The organism is Streptosporangium amethystogenes subsp. fukuiense (genome assembly GCF_042665875.1).
Taxonomy (GTDB): domain Bacteria; phylum Actinomycetota; class Actinomycetes; order Streptosporangiales; family Streptosporangiaceae; genus Streptosporangium; species Streptosporangium fukuiense.
In genome coordinates, this window is sequence record NZ_JBHTEE010000001.1 from 2,445,417 (window position 1) to 2,460,291 (window position 14,875).

Genomic DNA, 14,875 nt, shown 5'->3' on the forward strand with positions numbered 1-14,875 from the left:
TTTTCCGCGTTTCCGATGACGTGGTTATCGTCCTCCCATGGTGCTACGTGTCAAGCTCGTCCTGTCATTGCTCACGGCCACCGCCCTGGTCGGAGGCGCTTCCCCACCGGTGGAGCGGCCTGTCGCGGTGCGGGCCCCCGGGCCGTTCACGATGCGGGACTTCCTGACCACGAAGAAACTCGGTCAGGTCGTCCCGTCCCCCGACGGTAAATCAGTGGCGGCGGTCGTGAAACGCGGCCCGAGCGAGTCGAGCAGATATGGCGCATCATTTGTCGATGGAAACGAGCGCGCCGACATCTGGATAGCGGACGGCGCGGGACCGGCCCGTGACGTGACGCACGGGGCGAAGGACGGCACCGGTCACTACAACCCGGTCTGGTCGCCCGACGGGCGCATGCTGGCCTTCGCCTCCACCCGGGGCGGCGACGACGTCTTCCTGCACGTGTGGGACCGGGAGAGCGGCGAGATCCGCAAGCTGACCCCGCGCGGGGTGCAGACGATGACGAACGCCTCCGGCTACCTGATCCAGTGGCTGGACTCCCGGCGGGTGATCGCGCCGATGGTGAACCCCGGCCGCTGGTCGCTGGAGTACGGGCAGTGGCTGGAGGCTCAGCGTGCCGCCCCGAAGGAGTGGGCCAAGGTCGAGCGCGGCAAGGAGAACACCGCCTCCGTGCTCGACAGCTCCACCGCCGACGGTGCGGACGCGCTGGACGAGGAGATCGCCGTCATCGACGCCGTCACCGGCAAGATCACCTCAGCCGGACCGGCCCGCACCTACACGGCGGGCAACCTGGTCGCCGACCCGACCGGGCGGCACATCGCCCGGGTGGACGACCTCGGCCCCACCCCCGCACGCGCCGGGCAGCTCAAGCGCGTCCTGGAACGGCGTACCCGGCTGGCGATCGCCTTCGCCTCCGGCGGGCAGCCACGCGTGGTGACCGAGGTGCCGAGTCCCTCGATCACCGTGCAGCCCCGCTGGGCCGCCGACGGCGCCAACCTGCTGGTCGTCGGCAAGGCCACGCCGAAGACGCCCGACCCGTTCACCGCCTACCTGGTGCCCGCCGCCGGCGGGAAGGCCGCACCGCTGGCCGCCGACCGGCTGGTGGCCACCGGCCTGCTCTGGGGCGCGGGTACCCCGCTGGTGCGCGGCACGCAGGTCGCCGAGGCCGCCGATCCGGCGGCCCGCCAGGACTGGTGGGCGTTCGACCCGGCCGATCCCGCCGCCAAGCCGCGCGACCTGACCTCGCGGTTCAAGGTCCCCCCGCTGGAGCTGGTGCCGGTGAGCGGTGGCGTGCTGGGCGTGGCCGACGGGCGCGCCTGGCTGATCGACCCGCGTACCGGGCAGGCCCGCGACCTTAAGGCCACCGGCGCCGCCCCGCTGGCGGAGCTGGCCTGGCCGCTGGACGACGGGGTCAGGCGCAACGGCGTACGCCCCACCGACCGGGGCGGTGCCGAACCGGCCAACCCCCGGCTCGACCGCGACTTCCCCCTGGTGCTGGTGCGTGACACCAAGGGCGGCCTGTACGAGCTGGCGCCCGGCGCCACGCCGGTGCTGACCCCGCTCCCGGCGCCGCACCCCGAAGCGGGCGTCGCCGGGTACTCCCCCGCCGACCGCACCGCGGTCTTCGGCGCGGGTGGCGACCAGGGCACCGCGCTGTGGACCACGCACGCCGGCCGCCACACCCAGCGCATCTCGCTGAACGGCCACCTCGCCCAGGTGCTCCCCCCGCAGCGCAGGCTCGTCACCTACAAGGGCGCGAACGGGGAGAAGCTGACCGGCGCGCTGCTGCTGCCACCGGGCCACCGCGACGGGCAACGTCACCCGCTCGTGGTCAACGTGTACGGCACCCGGATCGTCTCGACCCTGGAGGACGTGCCGGAGTTCCAGGTCAACAACCCGAGCTACCTGACCCTGCAGTTCCTGGCCGCCAATGGTTACGCCGTGCTCGTCCCGTCGATCCCCCGCCCCGAGGGCAAGGCGGCGGCCGAGCCGATGACCTGGCCGACCAAACCGATCATGAACGCGGTGGACGCCGCGATCGACGCGGGGGTGGCCGACGCCAAGCGGCTGGCGGTGATGGGGCACTCCTTCGGCTCCTACAACGTGCACAGCCTCGTCACCCAGACCGACCGGTTCGAGGCGGCGATCGCGATCTCCGGCTTCTCCGACGTGATCAGCAGCTACGGCGTGTTCGACGCCCGCTTCCGCTACACGCCGCGCGCGCAGGAATGGTTCGCGCCGGCCTACATCGAGGACCCGGCCTTCGAGTTCGGGCTGGGCAAGCCCCCGTGGGAGGACCCACGGCGGTACGTGCGCAACAGCCCGCTGCTGCACGCGGGCAAGATCAAGACTCCGGTGCTCATGCTGCACGGCGAACGTGACTATCTGACCCACACCGGCTCCGAGGAGATGTACACGGCGCTGGCCAGGCAGGCCAAGAAGGTGCGGCTGGTCAGCTACTGGGGCGAGGCGCACATGCCGTACTCGATGGTCTCGCCCGCGAACTTCCAGAGCATGATCGAACAGGAGCTGGACTGGCTCCGGCTGAACCTGCCCGGGAGCGAGCGGTGAGGCTCTTCTCGCCCGTCCAGGAGCGGGCCTGGCTGGAACACCTGCTCGGCGATGCCGCGCCCGGCGGGATCTCCCTGCGGCTACGGCTGACCGGCCCCCTCGACGAGGCGGCACTGGGCGCGGCGCTCGGCGACCTGGCCGCGCGGCACGAGGTGCTGCGCTGGTCCCTGCCCGCCCGGGGCGACGGGCCGCGCCCGGTGGTCTCGGCCGGGGTCCTGCCCGTCCCGCGGGCGGTGCCGGTCGAGCCCGAGAAGCTCGGCGCGACGCTGGCCGAGCTGGAGTCCCGGCCGTTCGACCTGGTGACCGGGCCACTGGCCCGCGTCTCACTGCTGGCGCTCGGCCCGGCGGAGCACGTGCTGGTGCTGCGCGCGCACCCGTGCGTCACCGACGAGGGCTCGGCCGCCGTACTGGCCGCCGACCTGGCCGAGCTGTACCGGGCGCGAGCCGAAGGGGACTCCCCGCACTTGCCCGATCCGCCCCGCGCACCGGTCGCGGGCGACTTCCCCCGCCCGCCCGCGACATCCTCTGACCTCTCTTCGCGCGCCGCGCCCACGCGGCCCCTGGCTTCCGGGGCCGATCAACCGGCAGGGTCAGCCGGCGGTGTTCCCGCGGCGCCGCACGCCAGGCCCGAGTTCTGGCGTGCGGCACTGCGGGAGGTGCCACCGCTGGAGGTGGCCACCGACCGCCCCCGCCCCGGGCACCGTTCCGGCGCGGGCGGGGCACACCACTTCGAGGTGGCCGTACCGGCCGGGCTGGGCGACCCTCCGCTCGCTGTGCTCACCGCGTTCACCGCGCTGCTGTCGCGCTGCTCGGGCCAGGAGCGCTTCACGATCGGCGTGCACTCCCCCGGCCGCGTCTCGGGGCCGCTCGGCGGGGAGCCGAACGAATTCTCCGGGACAGTGGGGCCGCTGGATGACCTCCTCCCGGTGCGCGTGGACCTGTCCGGCGACCCCGGCCCCGCCGCCCTCTCCGCCCGCCTGGAGCGAGCCGTCGGCGACGCCTGGCGGCATCGGCTGCCGCTGCAGGACGTGGCCGCCGCCGTCGCCCCGCCCCGCACCCCCAGCCGGGGGGCGCTGTTCGACGTGACGTACGGCGTCGTGCCCCCTCCCGTCACGCGCCAGGCGGCGGGCCTGCGCCTGGAACCGCTCGGCGCCCCGGACGCCGTCACCCCGTGGACGGCCCGCGACCTGGACCTGCGCCTCACCACGGAGGCGCCGGCCAGGGGCCGCGAGGGCGGGGAGAGCGGCGACCGGCCGCGCGCTCCCCTCGCCGGGAACGGCGGGGTGGCCCTTCCCGAAGGCGGCGACGAGCGGCTGCGGGCGACCCTCACCTACGCCGTCGACGTCTTCGACCACGCCACGATCCAGTTGATGGCCGCCCGCCTGGTCCGGTTGCTCGGTGAGATGTCCCGCTTCCCCGCCCGGCCGGTGCTCGACCTGCCGCTGGACGAGTGCTCCGGCCCTCTTACCGGCCCACCGGTGGCCGTGGCCCCGGACTCCACCCTGGCCGTACTGATCGCCGCGCAGGCCGGGCGCACCCCCGGCGCGACGGCGGTGGACGGCGACGACGGGCGGCTCACCTACCGCGAGCTGGACGAGCGCGCCCGGGAACTGGCCGGCCGGCTGGCCGCCGAGGGGGTGGGCCCGGGCACGGTGACCGCGATCTGCCTGCCCCGCTCGGCCCGCCTGGTCACGGTCGTGGCCGGGGTGCTGTACGCGGGCGGCGCGTTCCTGGCACTCGACCCGGCCCAGCCTGCCGCCAGGCTGGAGTACCTGCTGTCCGACGCGGCCGCGGCCGTCCTGGTGAGCACCGGGGAGATCCTCCGCGAACTGCCGCCGAGCGGGGGGCGCCGCCTCGACCTCGACCGGAGCGACCCGGCCGGCCGAGCGGGGCCGACCGCCCCGGTCGGTCCCGCCGGGCCGCGCGACCTCGCCTACATGATCTACACCTCGGGCTCGACCGGCCTGCCCAAGGGGGTGCTGCTTGAGCACGCCGGCGCGTGCAACCTGGTCACGGCCCTCGCCTCCGAGCTGGGCATCGGTCCCGGCACGCGGCTGCTGCAGTTCGCGCCGCCGACCTTCGACGCCTGGGTCTGGGAGGTGTTCACCACGCTGACCTCCGGCGGCACCCTGTGCGTACCGGAGGCCGGGAACATCCTCGTGGGCCGGGCACTGAGCAGGTGCCTGTCCGGGCGCGAGGTGAACGCCGTGCTGCTGCCCCCCTCGGTGATCGCGACGCTGCCCGGCGACGACCCGCTGCCGGACCTTCGGGTGCTGGTGACCGGTGGCGAGGCGTGCCCCCCCGAACTGGTCGAGCGCTGGGGCACCGGCCGGCGCATGGTCAACGCCTACGGGCCGACCGAGGCGACCGTCATCGCGACCCTGGCCGACTGCTCGCCCGGCGAGGGCGTACCCCCGATCGGGCTGCCCATGGCGGGGGCGTACGCGCTGGTGCTGGACGCCGCGGGCCGGACGGCGCCACGGGGCGTGCCCGGCGAGCTGCACGTCGGCGGCGTGGGCGTGGCCCGCGGCTACCACCGGCGACCCGCGCTGACCGCCGAACGCTTCATGCCTCTCGCCGGGCCGTTTCCCCCCGCACCGGGCCGGCCTCCGGCGCCTGGAGGACGGCTCTACCGGACCGGCGACCTGGTGCGGCAGCGCCCCGACGGCCGCCTCGACTTCATCGGCCGGGTGGACCACCAGGTCAAGCACCGCGGCTACCGGATCGAGCTCGGCGAGATCGAGCAGACGCTGCGCGCCTGCCCCGGTGTGGACGACGCGGCGGTGACACTGGAGGACGACCAGCTGGTGGCCTACCTGTCCGTCCCCGTGTCCGTCCCCGTGCCCGCGTCCGCCCGCACCGCCGCCTCCGGGCCGGTGACGGCGAAGGACGCCAGGGCATGGGCGGCCGGGCGGCTGCCCGGCTACATGGTGCCGGGGACCGTGCACGTGCTGGACGAACTGCCGCTGACGAGCGCTGGCAAGATCGACCGTCGCCGGCTGGCCTCCTCGGCCGCCCGCGCCGGGAAACACCCGGACGAGCCGCGTGACCGGCTGGAACTGGAGGTGCTGGAGGCCTTCCGGCGGGTGCTGGACGACCGCCGGGTCGGCCCGCACGACACCTTCTTCGAGACGGGCGGCGACTCACGGCTCGCGGTGACGCTGCTGGACCGCCTCCGTGGCGGCCTGCGCAGGCCGGTGGCGGCCCGCCTGCTGTGGGAGCACCCCACGGCCGCGGGCTTGGCCTCGGCGCTGCGCGAACCCGGTTAGCTCCCCTCCCGGAAGCCCGCGCGGCCGAGGCGGCTCGTGAAGCTCCCGCGGCCTGTCCGGAGCCGAGCCGCACGGGGGCGGGTACGGGTGCCGCCATCGGAAGCCGTCCGGGGGTATGAGCGCCTCAAGATGCTCGCGTACCTGCGGTACCACGGCCTTGAGGTATCGGGCCGGGGTGACCGCCGGGTTTTCCGCGGCGAGCGTTACCAGGGCCTCGGCGCTCGACAGGAGGGTGTAGCGGCGGGAGCGGCGGTTGTGGAACACGAAGTTGGGCTTGCTCCATGACGACTTACCGGCGTTTCTGCTCCGTGCGGCGGTGACGACGATGCGGCCGCCCCTGCGCCAGTCGTCACCGTGCCAGGCGTCCAACCACACCCGGTGCCCGTCGTAGATCCATTTCACATCCCACGTGTGCTCGTGCAACACCTCCGCGTACCCGGAGAACGCGGCGGGATGAGGCGGACGAGGTTCGCCCGTCTGCGGCGCGGCGGCATGTGGGGGCTCTTCTTGCCGGTAGCGGGCGTACTCATCGGGGTAGACCGTCCTGAGCCTCTGCTCCAGGGGGCCGTGCACCTGCCGGAACAGCCGTAGGTCGTGTGCGCGGCGAAGCCTGCCGCGTTCCATCAGGCGAGTGCGCAGGTGGGTGAGGAAGGTGAGCTTGGGGGCCCAGTCCTCGACGGACGCGTCGTGCCGGGTATCGATCAGGTACCGGTCGGGAACGGCGAACCAGGCCCGGACGTGGCGCTCCCCGGTTTCGAGGCCGATCTGCTCGAAGGTCTGAGAGCCCAGCTCGACCAGGGCGTCATACCAGCGGGCCAGCACAGCGGGATGCCTCAGCTCGTCGACGTCCGCGCGTCCTCGGACATCCTGGGCGACCAGGTTGCGAAACGGCTCATCGCTCAGACGCAGAAGCCGTTCGGCCTCGGGGGTGGGGCATTCGTCACCGGCGACGCCACTCAGGCGACGCAGCTCGCCGAGTATCGAATCGGTCTCCTGGGGATGGGCGTCCCTGAGCCGCCGCAGCGCGGTGTCCCGCACCCGGCCGTCCACCGACCGGTCCATCGATGCGGTCACGACGAACTGTGCCTCTCGGCGACGCTGGCGGATCCTGGCCAGCCGCCGGTCCGCACGCAGGGTGTCGGGGTGCTCGATACCCAAAGTGATCATCTTGCTCCACCACGAAAGCTGGTGGTTGCCCTCCTGGACGGTGAGGACCTCCTCCCACATCGTCCGCGCGCCGGGGGCCGACAGCCACCGGGTGACGCCGGCGGGAACCCGGTTGAGGATCGCCTCCGCGACGGCCAGCAGACTGAAGACGTGGTCGTTCTGGCCATAGCGGGCGGTCAACTGCTCGGGGGTGATCCGCGGATCGAGTGCCGCGGCATCGACCAGCCGCATTACGTTGTCCATGCCAGCCTCGCAGAAGTCGGCCACCACCTGGCGTCATGTCATTCTGATACGGGACGTCGACGCTCGGTGAGCATTTGGTACAACCGGCCCGCCGCGTGACCGGCTGGAGTTCGACCACGCCACCCGGCGACCACCACCTCCAGGTTCCGGGAGATGACCGGAATCGCCGGTTCGAGACAGCTGCGCGGGACCGATGACCTGCTGCTCTTCACCGCGGAACCGGCGGGCCATGATGCTCCGGGCGACCGGCGAGGTCATGCCGGTCGCCCGGAGCCGCCCTTGGCCGCCGGCGCGAAAGCTAGTCGGACACGATCAGGTTCGGATCCGCCAGGGACTGCATCACGTCGTCGGGCATGTAGACCAGCGCCTGGAGCACGAGCGGATCGATGTAGCGGGCCTGGCCTGACGTGATGTCTTTCAGGACTGCTCTGGGTACCCGTCCTGAGGTGTCGACCGATATCTCGATGGAGGCGAACTCGTTGCCGACCACTACTCCGTCGACGAAACCGGCGAGCGGCTCGGCCCGGCCGCCGCCCCGCTTCGAGCCATTGAGGTCGGTCACGGCATACCTCCGTCCGGTGTCTCGTTCACCGTCGATCAGATCAGGAACGTCATGTTGCCCAGCCGTTCGTCGGCGTCCAGCAACATCACTTTCTTCCGGCGCAGCTTGAAACCCGACGACGAGCGCCACAGCGTGTAGTGGCAGCGAGCGGCGTAGAGCGACTTGCGGCCCAGCCGCAGCTCGACCATGATCGTCCGGGCCGTGACCTCGACGGTCCCGTCCTCGCCGTTCGGGTTCACGACGCGGATGTTCCCGACCACCCGGGACACCTTCGAGCGGGGCTCCTGCGAGTGAGCCCCTCCGGTCGTCAGCCGAAAGCAGCGTTCCTCCAGACGGGCACGATCGTCGTAGATGATCGAGACGTGCTTCGCCGGGTCGTAGTCGTCAAGGTTGCACGGCACCCAGTAGGTGCACTGGTCGTCCCAGAGCGCGAGCCACTCGTCATACGCGTTCGCGTCCGCCAGCTCGGCCTCGAGGAACAGGAACTCGGTCACCTCACCGAGCAGGGTCATGTCGGTCACCGTGCCTCTCCTTCGGTGTGCGCGACCACGTCGGCCGCTTCCGCGGGACCGTCGCTCATGGCGCGCAGCCACGCCCCCATCTGGGCGCGCTGCGGCACCTCGTCGGTGACGTTGCCGACCAGTGAGCCGTCCTCCTGAGGTTCGACCGTCAGCCCGCGCGCGAGGACCAGCCACGGGATGTGGTCGGCCTGAAGCCCGATCTGGTTGCGCTCGAAGATCTCGGTGTCATCGGGCGTGCCGAAGCTGGCAACGCCGCTGAACCACTCGAAGGAGCGGATCCTCTCCGTGTTGACGGAATCCGGAACACCGTCCAACATCGCCGGATAGCTCATCACCTCGGTGCGTCCCGCGGCGAGCGGGCGGACGACGCGCACCTGGGAGCCGATCAGCTGCAGGTTCGGCCAGACGTGGATGTGCACGTCGCGGGAGCGGCGGATCACCTCGGGCGCGTCGTCTCCGTACGCCTCGGTCATCAGGCTCATGTACTCACGGCCGTCGGCGGTGTCGGGGATACCGGCGGCGATCGACGTGTTCGACGCGGCCCCGACGACGACCTTGTCCTTCCCGGTCAGGTCCAGCCGACAGTGACCGTTGCCCAGGTCCCAGCTCTCGTTCGACGACTTGTCGGAGTTGCCGGCGCCCCGTTTGTAGGAGGCGCCCTGCTTGCGCTGACGCAGATCGAGGACCGTCTTGTGGGTGAAGTTGGTGTGGTAGCCGTCCATGCCCACGAACTTCCAGTTGCCCCAGAACATCGACTTGGACGTTCCCGCCGACAGGCTCACGGTGCCCTGAGGCGACGCCCTGACGAAGTCCTCCAGGTAACCGGCGGCTTTGCCCAGGTGCTCGGCCAGCGTGGGGCCTTCCTCCGCCATCGAGGCGAAGATGAACCCCGAGGCGGACCCGACGCGGGGGACCCGGCCGAGACCGAGCGTGCTCTTGTCGAAGTCGTCGCCGTACCGGGACGGGTACGGAACGCCGACCAGGTCTCCTGAGGAGTTGTACGTCCAGCCGTGATAGGGGCAGCGGAAGAAGGAGGCGTTGCCGTACTCCTCCATGCACACGGCGGCACCGCGGTGCCGGCAGCGGTTGAAGAAGACGCCGATCTCACCGTCGGCGCCACGTGAGACGATGAGCTGCTTCTCGCCGATCCACTTCGTGCAGTAGTCGCCCGGCTGCGGAATCTCCGACTCGTGCGCCACGAACACCCAGTAGCGATAGAAGATGTTCTCGAGTTCGGCCTTGTATATGTCTTCGCTCGTGAAGACCGCGGAGTGCACGCGGTCCGGCTGGATCAGTTCAGCGAAATGAGCCACAGCCCCACAACCTTTCTCTCCCACATCCAGACCCTGTCCTCGGGAATGCCGCGTACCTCACGTCGGGACACCTTCCGGTTCCGGACCTCGTTGGTTGCGGCGGCGCCTCGGCCGCTACCGCGCCCCGCTCTTCCGTCGCCAGGGGCCCGGACCGCCGACCGGCGAGGGGACCTGCGGCGACGCGGGAGTGGACGGGGCAGTAGCGTGTCCGGTCATGGACGCGACGGACTCATCAGCGTTCTCGTACGAAACGAGCGGGCTTGCGGTCCCGCATGGCGGCCCGCACGCTCATCCTGTACGAGAAGTAAGTGTATCCACTCTTCAGTGTACATACAATGCTCAATCCTCGAAGGTCGCCATGATCTCGTCCAGCGGAGTCCGCGCGGCCAGTGCGCGACGCAGCGCGAGCAGCTGCGACGGCGCGTTCAGCGCGAAGGCGCCGGCGAGTCCCCCGTCGCGGACGTACAACGCGACCAGGCTGTCACCGGCCGGGCCGTCGAGGACGATCCGAACCTCGTCTTCAGCCCTCGGCCGGCCGACGATCTGCAGCCGGCTGCCGTACTGATCCGACCACACGTACGGGACCGGCGAATAAGCGCGTGGACTGTCCGGACGCGCGATGTTCCACGCCACGACCCCCGCCTGCTCGACGGCGTTCGTCCAGTGCTCGATGCGCATCGGCTCGTCGTACAGCGGGTTCGGCCAGCGTGCGACGTCGCCGGCCGCGAAGACGTGCGGTGCGCTCGCGCGGCAGAACTCGTCGCAGACGACGCCGTCGGCCACGTCGAGTCCCGATTCGGCCAGCCAGTCCGTGTCGGGAGTCGCACCGATGCCGACGACCACCACGTCACAGTCCAACGTCGTGCCGTCGTCGAGGACGACGCGCCGGCCACCCGCGCCGTCGTCACCGACGTCGCTCACCGAGCGGCCCAGGACGAGCTGGACTCCCCTGCTCTCGTGCAGCCGCGCGAGCCGCTTGCCGACGAGGTCGCCGAGAACCCGGCTGAGCGGGAACGCGTACGGTTCGACGACGGTGACGCTCGCCGACCTCACGGCCGCCGCCGCGGCCACCTCCGAACCGATGAACCCGGCTCCCACCACCACGACCCGGGCCGGCGCGTCGACGACGTCGCGAAGGTCCAGGGCATCTTGCAGCGTACGCAGGTAGTGGACACCGGGACGCGCCGGCGCCGCGGGCAGTCTCCGGGGCACGGAGCCCGTGGCGATGACCAGATCGGAGTACTCGATCGCCGTGCCGTCCGCCAGCCGCACCGTACGTGCCCCGACGTCGAGACCGACACCGCGGCAGCCCCGCCGCAGTTCGATCCGGGCCTTGTCCAGGTCCGCCTGCGAGCGCAACATGACCGACTCGGCGCTCCCACCGCCCGTGAGGATCTGCTTCGACAGCGCGGGACGGTCGTACGGGAGATCCGGGCCCGCTTCGAGGATGGTGATGCCGCCCTCGAACGAGAGCCGGCGCAGCCCTTCCGCGGTTCTCACACCGGCGATCGAGCCGCCGATGATCAGAACGTCACTGCGGTCGGTCATCCGTCGACCCCGATGGCCTCCGCCGGGCAGGCGAAGGCCGCGGTGCGCGCACGCTCCTCGTCGGCCTGGTTCACCGTCCCGTCACCGATCAGATGGGCACGGTTGTCATCACCCATGCGGAACAGATCGGGTGCGAGAGCGACGCACTCGCCGAACCCGCAGCACTTCTCGAACTCGATGTACAGCTTCACGAGAACTCCCTGATATTAGGTGGTCGTGACCGTGACGGCCCTGACCAGGGCCACCCGGAGCACTTGCCCCTCCATGACGTCCACGTCCCTCCGGAACGACACCGCCGGCGGCACGGCGAGGCAGCCGGTCGCCACTCGCCGTGCCGCCGGGACACCATCAAGCCCGCCCGTAGCCGTACGGATTGACCCGGACGTCCACGACGACCGTGCCGCCCGCGCCGACCTCGTCGAACGCCTTGGCGAGCACCTGTTGCAGCTCACTCGGGTCCAGGACCGGACCGTACGCCGACAGCCCGTGACCACGGGCGATCGTCGCCGGGTCCGGGTCGGGATCGCGCAGGTGCTGGCCCACGGTCCGGTTCTCGGCCGGACGCGAGCGTCGCTCCGCGACCTGCTGCTGGTGTCCCTCGTCGTTGAAGTACGACCGGTTGTTCGCGACGATCACCAGCAGCGGCAGCCGGTAGTGGGCGGCGGTCCAGAGTGCCGAGCCGCCCATCAGGTAGTCGCCGTCTCCCAGCACGGCGACCGGCACGCGGCCCGTCCCGTCCAGGGCCAGCGCGGCCCCGACGGCGATACCGGGCCCGGAGCCGACACCGCCACCGCCGTCACGGCCGAGATAGTCCAGCGGTTCGGAGAACAGCGCGTCCTCCCCGGACCATCCCAGCGGGAGCGTGGTGTAGCTGATCCTCCTGTCACCGGCGGCCTCGCGGATCGCCGCGGCGAGGTCGGACATCAGAATGGGGTCGCCCTCGACCTCCGGGCGGCCGACCGGCCGCGTCGCCGGAAGCGCCGGGGGCCAGCCGGGCCGCTCGACCGGCGGGTTCCCGTCCACCCGGGCGAGCAGGGCCGAGACCATCTGGTCCGCGCCGGCCGTGACCTCCAGGTCCGAGGAGACCAGCGCGAAGTGGTCCTTGGTCCACCCGTTGAGCAGGGCTCCCAGGTTCTTGCAGTGGACCACCGTAGGCCGCGGGCCGTCCCCGAACGCCGCGGTGAGAGTGCCCGAGAGCTCCGTCCAGTTCAGGCTGATGATCAGGTCGCTCTGGCGCACCAGCTCGGCACCGGACCTGCTCAGCCGGCCCGCGCCGGGTTTGGCGGGGTGGCGTGGATGCTCGGTGGGGAAGGCGGCCGGCATGCGCATGTCGGTCAGGCAGCAGGCGCCCAGCGCCTCGACCAGAGCCACCCGCCGGTCCCATTCCTCCTCGGTGCGGCCGGCTCGTCCCAGGAGGATCAGCGGCCGCTCGGCCGAGGCGAGCATCGCGAGGATCTCACCGACCGTGCCCGCGTCCGGCGCGGGGTCCGTGGGTGCCGGATACCGCTCGGGCTCCGGGATCCCGACAGAGTCGTCGACCTCGCACTCCTGGATCTCGGAGTCGAGGCAGATGTAGACCGGGGCGGACGGCTCGGCCCGGGTGAGGCGGTACCCGCGCATCACCGACTCCAGCGCCGCCTGCACAGAGCCTGGCTGATCGTCCCACTTCACGTAGTGGCGGACGATCGCCGCCTGGTCGGCGGACGTGTGAACCCAGTCGATCCACGGCCGGCGCTTCGCGGCGTCCAGCGGGCCGGTCGCGCCGATCAGGACCATGGGGGCGCGGTCGCAGTAGGCGTTGTAGATCGCCATCGCGGCGTGCATCAGGCCCACGTTGCTGTGGAGCCCGACGAGCATCGGCCGGCCGGTCACCTTGGCGTACCCCTGCGCGATGGCGACGGAGTGCTCCTCGTGCAGGCACACGATCATCTGCGGCCCGGTGTTGCCGAGGTAGTTCACCAGGCTGTCGTGCAGTCCCCGGTAGCTGGATCCGGGGACCATGGCGATGTAGGGCAGATCGAGACGGCTGAGCAGTTCCGCGATGGCGTCGCTGCCCCATTCCATGGGGGGCCGTTCGGTGATCGGCACGTTCAACTGTTCTGGCTTCACGGAGACTCCACTCGCATCTGCTCGGCAGCCGTCGTCCGCTCACACATGGACGTGCACCGTCTTCGTCTCGGTGTAGCTGAGCATCTCGTCGAAGCACTCCTCACGTCCGGTGCCGGAGTTCTTGAAACCGCCGAACCCGGTGCCGAGGAAGTGCCGCGACACACCGTTCACCCAGACGTAACCGGCTCGGACGTCGCGCGCGGCCCGCATGGCCTGCTTCAAATCGTTGGTCCAGATGGACGCGGTCAGGCCGTACTCGACGTCGTTGGCCAGCTCCATCGCCTCGTCGACGTCCCGGTAGCGGATCAGGGACATCACCGGACCGAAGATCTCTTCCCGGAAGATGCGCATATCCCGGGTGACGTCGGCGAAGACCGTCGGGCGGATCCAGTAGCCGCGCTCGAACTCGGGGCCTTCCGGGCGGGTGCCGCCGGCGACCAGGCGCGCCCCGTCCTCGATCCCCGCCTGGATGTAGCCGAGTGCCTTCTCGTACTGCGCCCGTGAGTTCATCGGCCCCGCACCGGACTCCTCGCTGGCGGGGTCACCCTGGACGATCGCCTCGGCCTTCGCGACCACGCGCTCCAGGACCGCGTCGTAGAGCGAGTCCGGGAGCAGAATCCGGCTCATCGAGCCGCAGGACTGACCCATCCAGGCGAAGTTCATGCCGGCGACCGCGCTCGCGGCGACCTGGTCGGGGTCGGCGTCGGGGAACACGATCATCGGGTTCTTGCCGCCCAGTTCCAGGCTGACGTGCTTGACGGCCACCTCGGCGGCCGCACGCTGGATCGCCAGCCCTGTCGGCACAGAGCCGATGAAGGAGATCCGCTTCACCAGCGGGTGACGCACCAGCGGGACACCGGCGCCGGCCCCGTCGCCGGTCACGATGTTGACCACGCCGGGCGGCAGCGTCTCCCGCACGATCTCGGCGAGGACGCCGGCCGACAGGGGCGACTGCTCCGACGGCTTGATCACCACGCAGTTGCCCGCCATGAGCGGGGCCCCGAACTTCGCGGCGAACAGGATCGGGTGGTTGAACGGCACGATCCGCCCCACCACCCCGTAGGGCTGGCGGACGGAGTAGTGCAGCGCGTCGGCGCTGGCGGGGATCGTCTCACCCTTGAGCTCGGTCCCGAGGCCGGCGAAGTACTCGATGCCGCGCACCGCGCTCGCGACATCGTGGCGGAGCTTGGCGATGGTGTTGCCGGTGTCGCGGACCTCGATGTCGAGGATCCGCTTGCCCTCTTCCTTCAGGCGCTGCGCGTAGCCTCGCAGCGCGTTGGCGCGCTCGGTCATCGACAGTCCGGCCCACGCGTCGAAGGCCCCCGCCGCGGCCTCCACCGCCGCGTTCACATCCTCCGGTCCGGCGGCGGGCACCCGGCCGATGACCTCCTCGTTGGCCGGGTTCACCGACTCCAGCCAGTTCGAGGTCCGGCTCTCCACGAGTTCGCCGCCGATGAGCATCCGCCCATCAATGAATTCCGACACGTGCACTCCTTGCCTTCGCGTCACCCATGTATCGGCCTGGGTCGCGTTCTCAGTTCGACGTCCTTGGAGGAACGTCTCGGACAGTT

9 protein-coding genes are annotated in these 14,875 nt (G+C 71.1%); 2 read left to right on the top strand and 7 right to left on the bottom strand.

The window, feature by feature from the left end; all coding sequences use genetic code 11:
* The first annotated feature begins 37 nt into the window (after window positions 1-37).
* A complete protein-coding gene (locus tag ACFQVD_RS10740) occupies window positions 38-2,572 on the top strand; it encodes a S9 family peptidase (RefSeq protein ID WP_343982955.1) in 2,535 nt (844 codons plus the stop codon).
* A complete protein-coding gene (locus tag ACFQVD_RS10745) occupies window positions 2,569-5,841 on the top strand; it encodes a non-ribosomal peptide synthetase (RefSeq protein WP_386270973.1) in 3,273 nt (1,090 codons plus the stop codon). Before ACFQVD_RS10740 ends, ACFQVD_RS10745 begins: the two co-directional genes overlap by 4 nt.
* Before the next feature lie 1,708 nt (window positions 5,842-7,549).
* Here the strand turns inward: ACFQVD_RS10745 and ACFQVD_RS10750 are convergent.
* From ACFQVD_RS10750 to ACFQVD_RS10780, 7 genes are all read right to left on the bottom strand, one after another.
* Window positions 7,550-7,813 carry a hypothetical protein gene (locus ACFQVD_RS10750; RefSeq protein WP_343969144.1) on the bottom strand — a complete coding sequence of 88 codons (264 nt, stop codon included), beginning with the start codon at window positions 7,811-7,813 and terminating at the stop codon, window positions 7,550-7,552.
* Between the two features lie 35 nt (window positions 7,814-7,848).
* On the bottom strand, window positions 7,849-8,325 hold the full coding sequence (locus ACFQVD_RS10755; protein ID WP_343969225.1) for an aromatic-ring-hydroxylating dioxygenase subunit beta: 477 nt from the start codon (window positions 8,323-8,325) through the stop codon (window positions 7,849-7,851).
* 5 nt (window positions 8,326-8,330) lie between these two features.
* Window positions 8,331-9,647: an aromatic ring-hydroxylating oxygenase subunit alpha gene (locus ACFQVD_RS10760; RefSeq protein ID WP_343969146.1), complete on the bottom strand. Its 1,317-nt coding sequence runs from the start codon at window positions 9,645-9,647 to the stop codon at window positions 8,331-8,333.
* A 339-nt stretch (window positions 9,648-9,986) separates the two neighbouring features.
* Window positions 9,987-11,195 carry an NAD(P)/FAD-dependent oxidoreductase gene (locus ACFQVD_RS10765; RefSeq protein ID WP_343969148.1) on the bottom strand — a complete coding sequence of 403 codons (1,209 nt, stop codon included), beginning with the start codon at window positions 11,193-11,195 and terminating at the stop codon, window positions 9,987-9,989.
* Window positions 11,192-11,386 carry a ferredoxin gene (locus ACFQVD_RS10770; protein ID WP_343969150.1) on the bottom strand — a complete coding sequence of 65 codons (195 nt, stop codon included), beginning with the start codon at window positions 11,384-11,386 and terminating at the stop codon, window positions 11,192-11,194. The genes ACFQVD_RS10765 and ACFQVD_RS10770 overlap by 4 nt, the downstream gene beginning before the upstream one ends.
* 157 nt (window positions 11,387-11,543) lie before the next feature.
* Complete coding sequence (locus ACFQVD_RS10775) at window positions 11,544-13,304, bottom strand: thiamine pyrophosphate-binding protein (protein WP_343969152.1); 1,761 nt, start codon at window positions 13,302-13,304, stop codon at window positions 11,544-11,546.
* A 39-nt stretch (window positions 13,305-13,343) separates the two neighbouring features.
* Window positions 13,344-14,789, bottom strand: a complete 1,446-nt coding sequence (locus ACFQVD_RS10780) for an aldehyde dehydrogenase family protein (protein ID WP_343969154.1) — start codon at window positions 14,787-14,789, stop codon at window positions 13,344-13,346.
* Window positions 14,790-14,875 lie beyond the last annotated feature (86 nt).